Annotated in this window: 16 protein-coding genes and 1 pseudogene; 5 read left to right on the forward strand and 12 right to left on the reverse strand. The window is 44.4% G+C overall.

Annotation, left to right across the window (positions count from 1 at the left end):
• Nucleotides 1-52: 52 nt before the first annotated feature.
• Nucleotides 53-547, reverse strand: a complete 495-nt coding sequence (locus O3620_RS03420) for a DUF536 domain-containing protein (RefSeq protein ID WP_002896624.1) — start codon at nt 545-547, stop codon at nt 53-55.
• 303 nt (nt 548-850) lie between these two features.
• On the opposite strand from O3620_RS03420, the gene O3620_RS03425 reads away from it, so the two are divergent.
• On the forward strand, nt 851-2,026 hold the full coding sequence (locus tag O3620_RS03425) for an NAD(P)/FAD-dependent oxidoreductase (protein ID WP_002919739.1): 1,176 nt from the start codon (nt 851-853) through the stop codon (nt 2,024-2,026).
• Between the two features lie 44 nt (nt 2,027-2,070).
• On the forward strand, nt 2,071-2,526 hold the full coding sequence (locus O3620_RS03430) for an 8-oxo-dGTP diphosphatase (RefSeq protein WP_002919740.1): 456 nt from the start codon (nt 2,071-2,073) through the stop codon (nt 2,524-2,526).
• A gap of 31 nt (nt 2,527-2,557) precedes the next feature.
• Here the strand turns inward: O3620_RS03430 and O3620_RS03435 are convergent, their stop codons facing one another.
• The 8 genes from O3620_RS03435 to O3620_RS03470 form a co-directional block, all read right to left on the reverse strand.
• Complete coding sequence (locus O3620_RS03435) at nt 2,558-3,298, reverse strand: MerR family transcriptional regulator (RefSeq protein WP_002919743.1); 741 nt, start codon at nt 3,296-3,298, stop codon at nt 2,558-2,560.
• A gap of 104 nt (nt 3,299-3,402) precedes the next feature.
• Nucleotides 3,403-4,149 (reverse strand): class I SAM-dependent methyltransferase, encoded by a 747-nt coding sequence (locus O3620_RS03440; protein ID WP_002919745.1) that lies wholly within the window; start codon nt 4,147-4,149, stop codon nt 3,403-3,405.
• Nucleotides 4,150-4,271: 122 nt separating this feature from the next.
• Complete coding sequence (locus O3620_RS03445) at nt 4,272-4,610, reverse strand: AzlD domain-containing protein (RefSeq protein WP_002919747.1); 339 nt, start codon at nt 4,608-4,610, stop codon at nt 4,272-4,274.
• A complete protein-coding gene (locus O3620_RS03450) occupies nt 4,600-5,295 on the reverse strand; it encodes an AzlC family ABC transporter permease (RefSeq protein WP_002919750.1) in 696 nt (231 codons plus the stop codon). Before O3620_RS03450 ends, O3620_RS03445 begins: the two co-directional genes overlap by 11 nt.
• A 9-nt stretch (nt 5,296-5,304) precedes the next feature.
• Nucleotides 5,305-6,315, reverse strand: a complete 1,011-nt coding sequence (gene tsaD / locus O3620_RS03455; RefSeq protein WP_002919753.1) for a tRNA (adenosine(37)-N6)-threonylcarbamoyltransferase complex transferase subunit TsaD — start codon at nt 6,313-6,315, stop codon at nt 5,305-5,307.
• Entirely contained in the window at nt 6,305-6,757 is a 453-nt protein-coding gene (gene rimI / locus O3620_RS03460; RefSeq protein WP_002910726.1) for a ribosomal protein S18-alanine N-acetyltransferase, read from the reverse strand. Before rimI ends, tsaD begins: the two co-directional genes overlap by 11 nt.
• Nucleotides 6,754-7,440 (reverse strand): tRNA (adenosine(37)-N6)-threonylcarbamoyltransferase complex dimerization subunit type 1 TsaB, encoded by a 687-nt coding sequence (gene tsaB, locus O3620_RS03465; RefSeq protein ID WP_002910728.1) that lies wholly within the window; start codon nt 7,438-7,440, stop codon nt 6,754-6,756. Before tsaB ends, rimI begins: the two co-directional genes overlap by 4 nt.
• A gap of 9 nt (nt 7,441-7,449) precedes the next feature.
• Nucleotides 7,450-7,914 carry a MarR family winged helix-turn-helix transcriptional regulator gene (locus O3620_RS03470; RefSeq protein ID WP_000225125.1) on the reverse strand — a complete coding sequence of 155 codons (465 nt, stop codon included), beginning with the start codon at nt 7,912-7,914 and terminating at the stop codon, nt 7,450-7,452.
• Nucleotides 7,915-8,046: 132 nt separating this feature from the next.
• Between O3620_RS03470 and O3620_RS03475 the strand changes: the two genes are divergently transcribed.
• The 3 genes from O3620_RS03475 to rnjA all read left to right on the forward strand — a co-directional run bounded on the left by O3620_RS03475 (nt 8,047) and on the right by rnjA (nt 11,363).
• A complete protein-coding gene (locus tag O3620_RS03475; RefSeq protein WP_002903702.1) occupies nt 8,047-9,099 on the forward strand; it encodes an SDR family oxidoreductase in 1,053 nt (350 codons plus the stop codon).
• Nucleotides 9,100-9,446: 347 nt separating this feature from the next.
• Nucleotides 9,447-9,677, forward strand: coding sequence for a DNA-dependent RNA polymerase subunit epsilon (locus O3620_RS03480; protein ID WP_002896634.1), 231 nt, complete (start codon nt 9,447-9,449; stop codon nt 9,675-9,677).
• Nucleotides 9,678-9,680: 3 nt separating this feature from the next.
• Nucleotides 9,681-11,363, forward strand: a complete 1,683-nt coding sequence (gene rnjA / locus O3620_RS03485) for a ribonuclease J1 (protein WP_002896635.1) — start codon at nt 9,681-9,683, stop codon at nt 11,361-11,363.
• Here rnjA and O3620_RS03490 read toward each other — a convergent pair.
• The 3 genes and pseudogenes from O3620_RS03490 to O3620_RS03500 all read right to left on the reverse strand — a co-directional run bounded on the left by O3620_RS03490 (nt 11,341) and on the right by O3620_RS03500 (nt 15,022).
• Nucleotides 11,341-12,841: pseudogene (locus O3620_RS03490) on the reverse strand (IS1182 family transposase). The gene rnjA and the pseudogene O3620_RS03490 overlap by 23 nt on opposite strands.
• A 207-nt stretch (nt 12,842-13,048) precedes the next feature.
• Complete coding sequence (locus O3620_RS03495) at nt 13,049-14,383, reverse strand: Nramp family divalent metal transporter (protein ID WP_002896638.1); 1,335 nt, start codon at nt 14,381-14,383, stop codon at nt 13,049-13,051.
• A gap of 234 nt (nt 14,384-14,617) precedes the next feature.
• Nucleotides 14,618-15,022: a GNAT family N-acetyltransferase gene (locus O3620_RS03500; protein ID WP_045772714.1), complete on the reverse strand. Its 405-nt coding sequence runs from the start codon at nt 15,020-15,022 to the stop codon at nt 14,618-14,620.
• Between the last annotated feature and the right edge of the window lie 20 nt (nt 15,023-15,042).

The raw sequence follows: 15,042 nt of genomic DNA on the forward strand, positions 1-15,042 counted from the left end.
AAAAGCGATTCTTATTTAAAACAAGGTTGAGACAGATGTCCCAACCTTATTTTTATTTTCCAAATAAACGTGCCCAGAAGCCCTTGCTTTCCTGCTCCTGCACCTTTTCCTTGGCTTCATCCAACTCCAACAGCAAGGTTTCACGCTCATTCATAGCCTTAGCTGTTAGCTGCTGCTGCTGGTCCAGCTGCTTGTCCTTTTCAGCAATCTGGACATCCTTGATGCGCAGCTGCTCATCTTTCTTAGCCAACTGGCTGTCCTTGGCCTTAAGCTGCTCATAGAGACGCACAATCTCAGCATTTTTTTCGTCCACCAAGATTTCCATCAGCTCGCGTTGCTTCACATCTTCGCTAACAGGTTCATCTTCAAAAATAGTTTTCTTATAAATCTCTTCCAGCTTAATCAAGCCGCTGCGGGTCACCACCGTGACTCCTTTTTCATTCTTTTCCGTATCTTCTGGCGGCAGTGCCTTGACACGATTGTTAATCGCCTGGCGGCTAACTCCAAGAATCTCGGCTAACTCGCTGACTGTCTTTTCAATTGCCATAATTTCCTCAAAAACTTTTTCTAGTTTGTAGATACCTAAATCTTATCATATCAAGCCTTAACTGTCAAATTTCACAATATTTTTTGAGCCTGACTCCTATCTTTTTAGCCCTTTTTTATGATACAATGAGACAGATTAGTCTAGTAAAAGAAATGAAAAAATATAATGAATTTAGAAATCTAGATATTCCTAGCTGCAGTCTCTTCCAAGAACGTCTGCAAGATAGCAAAAACCTGCTCACCAAGGAAGCACAAGATTTCTGACTAACTGATAGAAGTCACTCTCTACGAAAGGAAAAGACCAATGAACCATTTCGACACAATCATCATCGGCGGAGGACCGGCTGGCATGATGGCTGCTATTTCCAGTTCTTTCCACGGGCAGAAGACCCTGCTCCTCGAGAAAAATAAACGACTGGGCAAGAAACTAGCTGGTACAGGCGGCGGGCGCTGCAATGTGACCAATAACGGAAACCTAGATGTCCTCATGGCCGGTATTCCGGGCAACGGGCACTTTCTTTACAGCGTCTTTTCTCAGTTTGACAACCATGATATCATCAACTTTTTTACAGAGAACGGCGTCAAACTCAAGGTTGAAGACCACGGACGTGTTTTCCCTGCGACAGACAAGTCCCGCACCATCATCGAAGCTTTGGAAAAGAAAATTGCAGAGCTGGGTGGCACTGTCATCACCAATACCGAAATCGTCTCCGTCAAAAAAACTGCTGAGCTTTTTACTGTCAGATCCAGCGACCAGACTTGGACCTGCCAAAAATTGATTGTGACGACTGGCGGCAAGTCCTATCCTTCAACTGGATCGACAGGCTTCGGCCACGATATTGCCCGACACTTCAAGCACACAGTGACTGACCTGGAAGCTGCTGAAAGTCCTCTTATGACTGACTTTCCTCACAAAGCGCTTCAGGGAATTTCGCTGGACGATGTGACCCTCAGCTATGGCAAGCATGTCATCACCCACGATCTGCTCTTTACCCACTTTGGCCTATCAGGTCCGGCAGCCCTGCGCTTGTCTAGCTTTGTCAAGGGTGGCGAAACCGTTTATCTGGATCTTCTGCCACAAATGAGTCAGCAGGATCTGGCGGACTTTTTAGAAGAACATCGGGAAAAATCGCTGAAGAACTGCCTGAAAATCCTCCTACCCGAGCGAATGGCAGACTTTTTTGCCCAGCCCTTTCCCGAGAAAGGCAAACAACTTCATATCAGCGAAAAAGATGCGCTCATCAAGCAAATCAAAGAACTAGCAATCCCTGTCACTGGCAAAATGTCCCTGGCCAAGTCCTTTGTTACCAAGGGCGGCGTCAGCCTCAAAGAAATAAATCCTAAAACCTTAGAAAGCAAGCTCGTTCCCGGCCTCCACTTTGCTGGAGAGGTCCTAGACATCAATGCCCACACGGGTGGCTTCAACATCACATCTGCCCTCTGCACCGGCTGGGTAGCAGGAAGCTTGCAGTATGAGTGATTGTTTAGATTCCACCATTCATCTAAAACAAAAGGAAGAAACAAATGAATCGACTGGAAAATGTAGAATTCGTCAATATGTGCATGATTTATGACGGAGAAAAAGTTCTCGTCCAAGAACGAGTGAAGTCTGACTGGCCAGGCATCACTTTTCCTGGCGGGCATGTAGAGCGTGGAGAATCTTTTACCGATGCAGTTATCAGAGAAGTCAAAGAAGAAACTGGATTAACCATATCCAAGCCTCAACTTTGCGGCATAAAGGATTGGTATGATGATAAAGATTTTCGTTATGTCGTCCTGCTCTATAAGACAAGGCACTATTCTGGTGTACTGCAATCCTCAAATGAAGGAAAGGTCTGGTGGGAAGATTTTAAAAATCTGTCCCATTTAAAGCTGGCAACCAGTGACATGTCTGATATGCTGCGTGTTTTTTTAGAAGACGATTTAAGTGAATTCTTTTACTATAAAGACGATGACGACTGGCTTTATGACTTGAAGTAGAATAAAATAGGCTAGGAAATTCCTAGCCTATTTATTTCACATTTGTCTGCACATAAGCAGCAATCACATCTGCTGTGTACTGGGCAGTTCCTGATCCAAATTGATCGATATTCTTCTTGAATTCTGGATTGTGGACATAGCCCTGACCGATGTGGGCAAAGACTTGCAGTGAGCAGTCAAAACCGTAAGTACGAATGGCTTGCAAGAGACGCGCTGCCTGCTCTTGATTTTCTGCTGCTTCAACTGGCAAGCCTTGTTGCATATTCTCTGCCAGACTTTGAAAAACTTGATTGAAGGCTGCGGCAGATTCTTCTTCCCGTCCATTTTGACGAGTCAATGCTTCCGACATGACTTCTTGACCGTATTCTTCGACGGCTTCTTGATGATATTTGTGATTATCTTCGTAGGTAAAGCCTGCGAATTTTTCTTTCATTGTCATCTTTCTTTCTCCTTTTTCTTCTTGGATAGTTTTTTGTAAGGTGGAAATCAAGGTATCCAAGCGGTCTCTTTCCTGCTGCAAATACTCTAACTGCCTAACCAGATGCGGCAATAAAGCCTGTTCATCCTGACTCAGCAGCTCTGCTATTTTCTCCAAAGAAAAGCCCAGATACTTATAGTAGAGGATGACCTGCAGCCGCTCTAAATCAGCTTGGCTATATGTCCGATAGCCATTTTCTGATTTGGCGGGGACTAACAGTCCGATTTTATCATAATGATGCAGGGTTTTCACAGAGACACCTGAGAGCTGCGCCGCTTCTTTGATATGGTACATGATAGACCTCCTTACCACTATAGTATAAACCCTGACCTAAGGTCAGGGTCAAGCTTTTTTAAAAATTTTTTTAACCGCCGTAGTTCTTCCAAAGTGGCTAGCAATTACTTACGAGAAATCATGGCAATAAAGCCCAGTTTTTCTTGATTCTTTTGGAACATCTTAAACATCTTCATAAACTGGCCGTAGTTCTCTTTTTTAAGGGCATTGAAGCAGATTTTCAGAGTGCCGCCCAGTCCTTCGTCATAAATCATACCTCGAAGACTCATCAAGGTCATTTCGCCGACAAAGGTGTCCACATGGTCAAAAGCATGAGAGCGCGCTAGTTGAATCCAAGATCCCTCGGTTAGAGGCCCCACATTGACATTAATCGCACGTGACAGCTCTTCCTGGACATTCTCATCTCTTTGTTTGAGCATGACGTCGTGTGTGAGGAGCACTCCACCTGGCTTCAGCACCCGGTAGTACTCATCCATACATTTGGCCTTCCCCTTATCCGTCTGCATGGTCAGCATGGCTTCATTGATAACAATATCAAAAGAATTGTCATCATAAGGCAGCTTCATGGCATTAGCCTGCTCAAATGTGACGAGTTCACTCACACCAGCCTTGTCTCCATTAAGCTTAGCCTGAGCCAGCGCAGCCTTATCCAAATCAACTGCAGTAATCTGGCAGCCATATCTTTTAGCTAGCTCGATCGTTGTGGTCCCCATATTGCAGGCGACTTCTAGAACTTTCTTATCGCTGGAAAACTGCCCCTGCTCAATCAGCCAGTCTGTGGCCAGCTTACCACCAGGACGAAGACGTTTCTTTCCTAATTTTGCTAAAAACTTATGACCTGCTTCTGCCATTTCCGAACCTCCATGATTTTGATTGGTTCCATTATAGCATAAAATATTATATTTTCAGATAATTCTTAGAATTTAGCAAAAAAAAGACCGAATCGACCGATTCAATCTGTCTTGTGTCTTCTTTAGAAGCCAAGAAATCCAGCTAGATAGCGCAGCAAGGCCACCAAGACTACACCAAACACAACAGTTGTAATTAAGTTCTTATACTTAAAAGCCACATAGCTAGTCGGAAAAACGGCCATTAAATCCAGCCATTTAAAGCTCGGCAACTGACCTGTTTTAGCATTGGTGACACTGGATAGGATAAGAGCAAAGATAATGGAAACTGGCAGATATTTGAGGAAACGCTCTACCATGGGCGGAAGCCCCTTGTACTTGACTAGGATAAAGGGCAAAACCCGCGGAATCCAAGTGACCAGGGCTGACAAAAGAATAGCCAGCAAAATATATTTACTTATCATCCAAAAACACCCCCACTGTACAGCCAAGCAAGGTTGCAAAAAGCACAGCCAGCGAATTTTGAAGCAGCATGGTCAGGAGCAAGTAGGCAAAGCCCACCACGCCCAAGACGAAAAAGAGCTTCTTTATCTTGACCCGGCGCAGCATGATTGTAAACTGAGAAGAGAAAATGCCGATAAACATGGCGACTAGGGCAAAGTCCAGGCCAAAGCTCTCAGGATTGGGCAGAAGGGCACCGAGGGCAGTTCCCAAAATAGACCCCAAGATCCAAGCAGTATAACTCATGAAATTGTTACCCATCATCCAGCTAGCAGCGATTTCCTCTGTATGTGCCCGCTCTCCCATCAAGACCCCATAAGATTCATCCGTCAAAAAAGAGCCAATGACAATATTCTGCATCAAGCTAGACTTACGAAAAAAAGTTGATGCGTGCAGACAGAGCAAAAGATGCCGGATATTAATAAGAAAAACAGTCAGTGCGATGGCCAAGACCGGCGCCTGCTGGGCAAATAAACCAATCATGGCAAACTGGGCACTGCCCGCATAAACCAGAATACTCATCAGCCCCATCTCCAAGGGATTCATATAGGGCGCCGCCATGATGCCACAGGCTAAGCCAATCCCAATATACCCCAGAGCTGTTGGCACTGCTGCTTTTGCACCCTGTTTAAATGTCTGTCCGCGCATTCTTCTCCTTTACTCCATAGTTTCAAAAGCCAGACTCGGCTTAGCATTGAGGTCCAAACTGGCAAAATTCTTCTTATTCCACTCACTGACACTGGCATAGGCAATCATACCAGCATTGTCACCGCAGAGGCGAAGAGGCGGAATGATCACCTTAACATCCTGAATCTCAGCTGCCAAGCGTTCTCTCAGGCCTTGATTGGCCGCAACACCGCCCGCCACGACCAGAGTCTGGACTGGATATTTTTCCAGTGCTTTCTTAGTCTTGGCCATGAGAATATCCATGACCGCCGCCTGCAAGCTTGCTGACAGGTCTTGATTAGACAAGACCTCTCCCTTTTGCTGGGCATTATGGTGCAGGTTGATAAAGGCCGACTTGAGACCGGAAAAAGAAAATTCCAGATTGTCTTCCTTAATCATGGCCCGCGGAAAATCATAAATATCCTTTCCTTGATGAGCTAGCTGATCAATCTCCCGGCCTGCTGGATAGGTCAGCCCCATGACTCGACCGACCTTATCATAGGCTTCACCGACCGCATCATCGCGAGTTTCCCCCACAATCTTATAGTCACCAGCCTGACTGACATAGACCAGCTCAGTATGGCCGCCACTGACCAAGAGAGCCAGCAAGGGAAATTCCAAGGGCTCCACGCTCTGGGCTGCCATCAGGTGTCCAGCCATGTGATTGACCGGAATCAAGGGAATATCATGAGCCCAAGCAAAAGACTTGGCCGCTGCCAAGCCGACCAGAAGCGCCCCAACCAGACCAGGACCGTAGGTAACGGCCACCGCTGTAACTTGCTCCTCGCTAATCCCTGCTTCTGCCAAAGCCTCCTCAATGCAAACCGTAATGACCTCCACATGGTGACGGCTGGCCACTTCCGGTACCACTCCGCCAAAACGCTTGTGACTCTCAATCTGGCTGGCAATGACATTGCTCAAAAGCTCAGTCTCATTCTTCAGAACTGCCACACTGGTCTCGTCACAAGACGTCTCAAAAGCTAAAATATATCTATCTTTCATGGATCTCTCTTTTCATGACAATCGCATCTTCCACCGGCGCATGGTAGTAGGCCTTCCGCCGCGCGATTTCTTCAAATTTTTCTTTTTTGTAAAATAGCAGAGCTGGCTTGTTGGACTCCCTAACTTCAAGGAAAATCTCTTTGTCTGCTGGCAAAAAGTCAAACAAGGCTGTTGCGATTTTCTGCCCCTGATAGCTAGGCAATACAGCAATCTGCAGGACTTCCGCTTCAAAGTCTGTCTCCTGCCAGACTAAAAAGCCGACAAGCTGATTCTCATCTGCTGCTAGCGCACAACTGTTCACATCCGAACGCAGAACCTCTTCCACTTGGCCTGCGGTCCAAGGGCTGACCTCATAGACAGCAAGTAAGAGCTGTTCCAGCTCTTCTGCCAGAACTGCCGCGTCCACATCCGAGTTAGCGCTCCATTTTCTCATCTCAATCATAGGCGCTGAATGTAAGAATCACTGGATTCCTGATGGGTCTTGAGCCAATTTTCCTCAGCCTCTACCCGTTTGAGGTAGTTAGGAACAAAGTCATGAATGGACTGGGCTGGCAGGTCTAGACCGAGACGACCAACAGCTGCTGCGTCTGGTAAGGTCGGCTGAATGGCAGCCTGAGGAAGAGCCGCTTCAATCTGCTCCACAAAAGCTATCGTTTCTCCGACAAAGGTGACCGGCTGGTTAGCAGCGACAGCTATTTCCAAAACCTCTGCCAAAGGTAGATGAGCTTCCGGCCGTACAGCCTGACCAGACTGGTAAAAGCCAGCATAGACATTATTGCGGCGGGCATCCATGACAGGAATGACCAAGCCTTCCGCCTGCTCTGGGACTAAAGCCAGCAGACTAGACACACCGACCAGCTCAATCTTGAGGGTATGAGCCAGAGTCTTGGCTGTCGCCACCGCAATTCTCAGACCTGTGTAGCTGCCCGGACCCTGAGCAACTACGATACGATCCAAATCCGTCGGCTTCATGTCCAGACTATTCATCAGAAAATCAATAGCCGGCATCAGGGTAATGCTGTGGTTTTTCTTTATATTTAAAGTCATCTGCGCCAGCAAGGTCTCGTCCTCTAAAATCGCGAGCGTCAGCGCCTTACTTGACGTATCAAAAGCTGCAATCTTCATGCTTATCCTCTATTTTTCCTCTTGCCGCCAAAGTGAGCGGCGTTTTAATTTGTCTTCGTAGAAACTATCTACCAAAAATTCCTCTAAAATCTGGCTAAAAGCCTCCAAATTAGGCACTTGCTGCGCCAAGTGTTTTCCAAAAATCGCTTCTTGCTCAGCAATCTTGGGCAGCAAATCCGCTCCAGCAGCAGTCAAGCTCAAGCGAGAACTGCGCTTGTCCTTGCTAGAAATTTCCTTCTTGACCAAGCCTTTTTTAATCAAAGCCTGCACCAAGCGACTAGGGCTTTTTTCCTCACAAATCAGGGATTCCCCCAAGCCCTTGAGAGACAGCGGAGCATGTTCGCCCAAAACGAGCAAGACCTCGCTTTGATTGGGCGTAATTCCCAAAGGCTCTAGCAACTTCCCATATTCTCTCGTCGCTAAGCTCTCTGCACTTCTAAACAAATAGCCAAATCGAATTCCTTCTGCTACCACGCTGCTCTCCTTTCAAAAATCACTTCTATACTATTTTACACTAGATTAGGTAAATTGTTGACAATTTTAGTTAAAAAATATAAAATCTTAAATAGATGATATATCATCTATTTGCGAAAGGAGGAATAACGGATGACCCCAAACCCTACAAATCAAAAACCAGCTAGAACAATGACCCACGCTTTTGTGACTGGTGCGACCGGTCTTTTAGGAAATAATCTCGTGCGTGCTCTGCTAAAAGAAAACATTCAAGTGACCGCTCTCGTTCGCTCCGAGGAAAAAGCGCGCAAACAATTTGCCGACCTGCCTATCCAGATTGTCAAGGGGGATATTTTAGAGCCCGAAAGCTATCGTGACTATCTAGCAGGCTGCGACAGCCTCTTTCATACCGCTGCTTTTTTCCGCGATAATTATAAAGGCGGCAAGCACTGGCAGGAGCTCTACGACACTAATATTATAGGCACAAATAACCTCCTAGAAGCTGCTTACGAGGCTGGTATCCGCCAATTTGTCCATACTTCCTCCTGTGTCGTACTGGAAGGTGAGGCCAATCAGCTAATCGATGAAAGCATGTCTCGCTCAAAAGATACTCCTTTTGATTACTATCGCAGCAAGATTTTGAGTGAAGAGGCCGTTCGTGATTTCTTGGACAAGCATTCAGATGTTTTCGGTTGCTTTATCTTGCCGAGTGTAATGTTGGGTCCTAGAGACCTCGGTCCGACCTCCAGTGGGCAGCTGATTATCAATTTTGTAGAGCAAAAACTTCCAGGTATCTTAAAGGCTAGCTATAATATGGTGGATGCTAGAGATGTAGCAGATATTCATCTCCGCGCCATGAAATACGGACGCTCAAAGGAGCGCTATCTGGCAGTTGGACGGCAAGTGACCATGACAGAATTGTACCAAATACTGGAAAAAATCACTGGCGTTCCCGCCCCCAAGCGCAAGATCTCCCCTCTTTTCGTCAAAATCTATGCCCAAGCAAGTGAGCTCTACCACCGGCTCACCAAAAAACCAATTTTGGTTACCAATGAGCTCGCTCATCTCATGGCCGAAGAATATCTCAAAAGTAATTTTAGCTTTGCCAAAACCGAGAGCGAGCTAGGCGGACAGCATCGCCCTCTCGAAGAAAGCTTAGCTGACGTGGTAGATTGGTACCGCAAGCACGGCTATTTCGCCAAATAAGCAGCCCTCAAAATCAAGTGACCAAATGTTCATCGCTTGATTTTTCTTTTTGTCAAGCCGCTTTGGCTGAAAAACCGTCTCTGAAATTCACCGTCCCGACTTGCTTCCTAAGCTCATTCTATGGTATAATTACAATAATAATTAAACATCAGGTCAATTTCATTACTCTTACTTTTCCATAAGATACAAGGCTAAAACAGCATTTTAGCCTCTTCATTTGAGTAAGCCCTATCAGAAGTCACAGCAATCGCTCACTTTCCATTTATCATTTTTAATTTATCATGTGAAGAAATGCGCTAACGCCTGCCTTCTTTTATTTTTTAGACCTTATCACAGAAAGGAATCTTATGATTTACAAAGTTTTTTATCAGGAAACAAAAGAGCGCAGTCCGCGCCGTGAAAAGACACGCGCCCTCTATTTGGATATTCAAGCTGACAGCGAGTTGGAAGGTCGCATTCAGGCTCGTAAGCTCATCGAAGAAAATACCCCTTACAATATTGAATTTATCGAGCTCTTGTCTGACAAACACCTCGAATATGAAAAAGAGTCAGGCACTTTTGAATTGACGGAGTTCTAACCCATGGCATATACCTTAAAACCCAAAGAAGTTGGCGTTTTTGCGATTGGTGGGTTAGGCGAAATCGGTAAAAACACCTACGGGATTGAATACCAAAATGAAATCATCATCGTGGATGCCGGTATCAAATTCCCAGAAGACGACCTGCTAGGAATTGACTATGTCATTCCTGACTACTCTTATATCGTGGAAAATATTGACCGCGTAAAAGCTGTCCTCATCACCCACGGGCACGAGGACCATATCGGCGGTATTCCTTTCCTGCTCAAGCAAGCCAATGTTCCTATCTATGCTGGTCCTCTGGCCCTGGCCCTCATTCGCGGCAAGCTAGAAGAGCATGGACTTTTGCGCGATGCCAAGCTCTATGAAATCAATCAAAACACAGAACTGCAGTTCAAGCATCTGAAAGCTACTTTCTTCCGGACAACCCACTCTATTCCAGAGCCTTTAGGAATTGTCATCCATACGCCGCAGGGTAAGATTGTCTGTACCGGTGACTTCAAGTTTGACTTTACACCAGTCGGTGAGCCGGCCGACCTGCACCGCATGGCTGCTCTAGGCGAGGAAGGCGTTCTCTGCCTCTTATCAGACTCGACCAATGCTGAAGTTCCGACCTTTACTAATTCCGAAAAAGTTGTCGGCCAGTCTATTATGAAGATCATTGAAGGCATTCATGGACGGATTATTTTCGCCTCCTTTGCTTCAAACATCTTCCGGCTCCAGCAGGCAGCAGATGCTGCTGTCAAGACCGGCCGTAAGATTGCGGTCTTTGGCCGATCCATGGAAAAGGCTATTGTCAACGGGATTGAGCTGGGCTATATCAAGGTTCCTAAAGATACCTTCATTGAACCAAATGAACTCAAGGACTACCCAGCTGGTGAAGTGCTGATTATGTGTACCGGAAGTCAGGGTGAGCCGATGGCAGCCCTGTCTCGGATTGCCAATGGTACCCACCGTCAGGTGCAGCTGCAACCTGGAGATACAGTCATCTTTTCCTCTAGCCCTATCCCTGGTAATACGACCAGCGTTAACAAGCTGATTAATATTATCTCTGAAGCTGGTGTAGAGGTTATTCATGGTAAGATTAACAACATCCACACCTCTGGACACGGTGGCCAGCAAGAGCAGAAACTTATGCTCCGCTTGATCAAGCCTAAATATTTCATGCCAGTCCACGGTGAATACCGCATGCAGAAAGTCCATGCTGGGCTAGCCGTTGATACTGGAGTTCCAAAAGACAATATCTTCATCATGAGCAACGGCGATGTGCTAGCTCTGACAGCTGATTCTGCCCGCATAGCTGGTAGCTTCAATGCCCAAGATATCTATGTCGATGGTAACCGTATTGGTGAAATCGGTGCTGCTGTCCTGCGCGACCGTAAAGACCTGTCAGAAGACGGGGTCGTACTTGCTGTCGCAACAGTCGACTTTGAATCACAAATGATTCTAGCAGGCCCAGATATCCTCAGCCGTGGCTTCATCTACATGCGTGAGTCTGGTGATTTGATTCGCCAAAGTCAGCGTCTTCTTTTCAATGCTATCCGCATTGCCCTCAAAAATAAAGATGCCAATATCCAGTCTGTCAACGGTGCTATCGTCAACGCCCTTCGTCCTTTCCTTTATGAAAATACTGAGCGCGAACCAATTATTATTCCGATGGTGCTTACACCAGACGAAGACAACTAAAAAATAGCTTTGCCACTTGGGCAAAGCTCAGATTGAAGACAAACATCGTTTGAGTGTTTGTCTTTTTATATCTTCAGCGCTACTATTCTCAAAATAGGCTGGAATCTTTATCAAAATAGTTTTCAGCGAAAAATAAAAAGGCTTCCCCGCCATCATTTTTACCAATTTTTTGATATTCAGGCATGCCAAAGTAAGTCCAACTTTTGCCTTCATTTTGGACTTACCTACTTCTCTCGTATAACGTAGATTGTGGTATTCTTTGGCCGTGCCAAAAAGCCGCTCCACCGTTTCTTTACGTTTCTGGTAAAGTTCCTTGCTTCCCTTTTGATGCCGAATCTCCTCACAAATCTCTAAATACTCCCTCCAAATATGGCGAGTAACGACTTTCTGTTTCTTTTTACTTTCTGTGCAACTGGATAACAGAGGACAAATTGCGCAAATCTTAGGATCACTTTTATACTCACGATAGCCATCGCGATTTGTTGTAGAGTAAGCTAACACTTGATTTTCAGGGCAAAGATAACAGTCATAGTAGTCATCATAGATAAAGTCCTTAGGGCGAAGCTTCCCTTTCTTTCCACGAGGGCGAGTATAAGGGAATACAGGTGTAATATTTTGGTCAAGGAGGAATTTTGCAATACTTGGAGTCTTGTAGCCAGAGTCGGCGATAAGGTAGTCAGATTGGAGCCTTTCCAACTGTTCAAAAAGTGCAAGAAAAGCCTGACTGTCATGCACATTGCCAGCATCGATACTATAAGCTAGTGCCCATCCATGCTTATCGCATCCTACTTGGGCATTGTAGGCGAACACTTCCTTATGCTCCCCTTGTGAAACCAACCACTTTCAGGGTCTGTAGTAGAATTCTTCTTCGGTTCAGCCTCGCTTTCTTTTGCGGGCCCGAGAGACTTTTTTCAGTACTTTTTCCGATCTAAGCCAATCTCAACTTCCAGTTGCTCACTCATAAACCTAGCTTGCTTGTCTAGAACTTGATGAGTATATTTATGGTTATTGGCTGTGGCCTTGATATGAGTCCCATCAATAAAAATCTCAGTCGGGTCAATCAAACCTTGCCCCCATACAATGGATAGGACATAATGAAAAAATTCCTCGATTACTTCCTTATCTTGAAAACGACGATTGTAATTTTTGCCATAAGTGGTAAAATGAGAAACCTTATCGTTTAAACTCAAACCCAAAAACCAGCGATAGGAGGGATTGACCTCAATGTCCCTGATAGTTTGGCGCATGGAACGTATACCGTAGAAACATTGGATGAGAGGGATTTTAACTAGCATAACAGGGTCTAAACTAGGACGACCTTTATCTTCAGAATAAGTATCTGCGACTAAGTCATAGATGAAGGAAAAATCGATCACTTGCTCAACCTGACGAAGAAAATGGGCTTGCGGAACGAGTTCATCTAGCGTGTAAAAACCAACTTGATTGCGGTTGTAGTCTAGATTTTCTTTGTGAAACATAGGGAACACCTCACAACTTTTCTTACCTCTATTATACGACTTTACACAAAGAAAAGCCCTTAGAAATTTGTAGTTCTAAGGATTTTGTCTTCAATCTGAAAGAACAATTTCAACTGTTCTTTTTTTGTACTTATTTTATGAACCAACCACTACTCTTTCTCTTTATTAAACTTCACGCCGCTTCCGATACTTGACTTCAAAACCACTCTAAAAAATATCGAAAAGAAGTTTGATATTGAGAATGGTTAAGATAATGGAAACTGCGTAACCTAGGATTGTGTTCCACTTGGCATTAGTAAATTCTCCCATCAGTGACTTCTTAGAGGTTAGATAAATCAAGGGGAAAATTGAAAACGGAAGAGCGATTGAAAGAAAGACCTGTGAATAGACCAATAACTGATCCAAGGTTTTTTCTTGATGCCCAAACAAAACGGCGACTATAATCACAGGTAGCAAGGCAAAAATACGTGTACCGATACGGATAAGCCACTGAGGCAATCTTAGATGTAAGAAACCTTCCATGACAATCTGTCCTGTCAAGGTACCTGTAATGGTCGAATTCTGGCCACTTGCTAAGAGGGCTAAAGCAAACAAAGTTGACAGAATTGAGCTAGCTATCGCTCCTGCTATCGTCGAATCCTGTAAAGCATTGTACATTTGGGAGAAAGCTGAAATTTCAGATGCATGACCAAAAAAGAGGGAGGCACCTAAAATGAGAAGCAAGGAATTTACAATAAAGGCTAGAGACAACTGAAGATTTGAATCCCAGGTCATAAAGCGCACTGCTTTTCGAACATCCTTCTTATCTTTGTGATTTATTTTCCTTGTCTGGGATAGAGAGGAATGAAGATAGAGATTATGGGGCATGACTGTCGCACCTACAATCCCTAGAGCCAAGGTCAATTGACTTTCATGACCTGGTAACGGTGTTTCAAATAAAGTTGAAGTTGGTAAATAACCACCAATAATCCCTTGGATACTTGGATTGGATAAGGCCACAAGATAGGTAAAGATGGCTAATATGGTTAAAATAAGGGTCGTAACAATAGCTTCAATTTTTTTGAAACCAAATTTCATCAATAAAAGTAATAAAAATACATCTAAAACGGTTAGAAGGATAGCAATCATAATCGGTATTTTAAACAAAAGATTTAAGGCAATCGCTGAACCTAGAACCTCAGCCAAGTCTGTCGCCATTAAAGCCAATTCTAAAATCACCCACAAACTATAGCGAAGCCACTTGGGAGCATGATGAGCTGTTGCCTGCGCTAGGTCCATCCTAGTCACGATACCGAGCTTTCCAGCCATCTGTTGTAACTGCATAGCAATGATGGATGAAATCAAAATAACAAATAAAAGACTGTACTTGTAGGAGGCACCACCAACCACGCTGGTGATCCAGTTTCCTGGATCCATGTAGCCAACTGCCACAAGTGCACCAGGTCCTAAGAATGCTTTTAGATTTTGCCAAAAATGATTGTTATTTGGAGTCTCAATAGATTGATTGATCTCAGAAAGAGAGACTTTTTCATAAGAGGACATAGGGATTTCCCACTTTCTAATCTGTCTTTACATATTTCTTAATATAATATTTTTTGAAAGAATGATGAAAATAGTTTACCTATTTCCAATTCACCCTTATTATATCACATTTTGTAATGATTCCTAAGAAAAGAAATGATAGTTGAAATAGGCAATATCAGTATTGTAAAAGCCAGCGTTTTTTGTAAACTTTAATGGTGTTTGGCAATTGACTTCCATCTATTTGAAACAAGCTCAGCCTAATCTCTTAATAAAATGATATTTGGTAATGCCCTTTTGTGGGACATCTGCTAGACTAGCGTAGATTTCATAACCTTGTTTGAGGTAAAAATCCTTGGCCTGATAGGATTTGGTGGATAAAGTAATACTAGTTGCTCCTGCTTCTGCAGCCTTTTCTTCTAATTCTGACAATAGAGATGCTCCCAAGCCTTTTTTCTGGTACGCTTTATCCACCACCAAAGCCTTGATATGAACATTTTCTAATACCTGCTGGCCATGGAGCAAGGCAATCAACAGACCATCCTCCTCCCGCGTCAGATAATAATCTCTGGGCTCTAGTTTTTCAAGCATGTCTGGACCAAAGTAGACTTCATATTGCTCATCAAAAACCCGCTTAATAAAATCATCAAATTTTTCCATCTTACTTCTCCTCCACGAAA

Source organism: Streptococcus sp. 27098_8_134, assembly GCF_041431675.1.
Taxonomy (GTDB): domain Bacteria; phylum Bacillota; class Bacilli; order Lactobacillales; family Streptococcaceae; genus Streptococcus; species Streptococcus sanguinis_R.

Bases quoted from the DNA above. Each gene is read 5' to 3' on its own strand.
- O3620_RS03440 (WP_002919745.1), bottom strand. From the start codon at position 4,149: ATGGCAGAAGCAGGTCATAAGTTTTTAGCAAAATTAGGAAAGAAACGT.
- tsaD (WP_002919753.1), bottom strand. From the start codon at position 6,315: ATGAAAGATAGATATATTTTAGCTTTTGAGACGTCTTGTGACGAGACC.
- O3620_RS03420 (WP_002896624.1), bottom strand. From the start codon at position 547: ATGGCAATTGAAAAGACAGTCAGCGAGTTAGCCGAGATTCTTGGAGTT.
- O3620_RS03445 (WP_002919747.1), bottom strand. From the start codon at position 4,610: ATGATAAGTAAATATATTTTGCTGGCTATTCTTTTGTCAGCCCTGGTC.
- O3620_RS03425 (WP_002919739.1), top strand. From the start codon at position 851: ATGAACCATTTCGACACAATCATCATCGGCGGAGGACCGGCTGGCATG.
- O3620_RS03435 (WP_002919743.1), bottom strand. From the start codon at position 3,298: ATGTACCATATCAAAGAAGCGGCGCAGCTCTCAGGTGTCTCTGTGAAA.
- O3620_RS03475 (WP_002903702.1), top strand. From the start codon at position 8,047: ATGACCCCAAACCCTACAAATCAAAAACCAGCTAGAACAATGACCCAC.
- O3620_RS03430 (WP_002919740.1), top strand. From the start codon at position 2,071: ATGAATCGACTGGAAAATGTAGAATTCGTCAATATGTGCATGATTTAT.
- O3620_RS03495 (WP_002896638.1), bottom strand. From the start codon at position 14,383: ATGTCCTCTTATGAAAAAGTCTCTCTTTCTGAGATCAATCAATCTATT.
- tsaB (WP_002910728.1), bottom strand. From the start codon at position 7,440: ATGAAGATTGCAGCTTTTGATACGTCAAGTAAGGCGCTGACGCTCGCG.
- O3620_RS03480 (WP_002896634.1), top strand. From the start codon at position 9,447: ATGATTTACAAAGTTTTTTATCAGGAAACAAAAGAGCGCAGTCCGCGC.
- rimI (WP_002910726.1), bottom strand. From the start codon at position 6,757: ATGATTGAGATGAGAAAATGGAGCGCTAACTCGGATGTGGACGCGGCA.
- O3620_RS03450 (WP_002919750.1), bottom strand. From the start codon at position 5,295: ATGCGCGGACAGACATTTAAACAGGGTGCAAAAGCAGCAGTGCCAACA.
- rnjA (WP_002896635.1), top strand. From the start codon at position 9,681: ATGGCATATACCTTAAAACCCAAAGAAGTTGGCGTTTTTGCGATTGGT.
- O3620_RS03500 (WP_045772714.1), bottom strand. From the start codon at position 15,022: ATGGAAAAATTTGATGATTTTATTAAGCGGGTTTTTGATGAGCAATAT.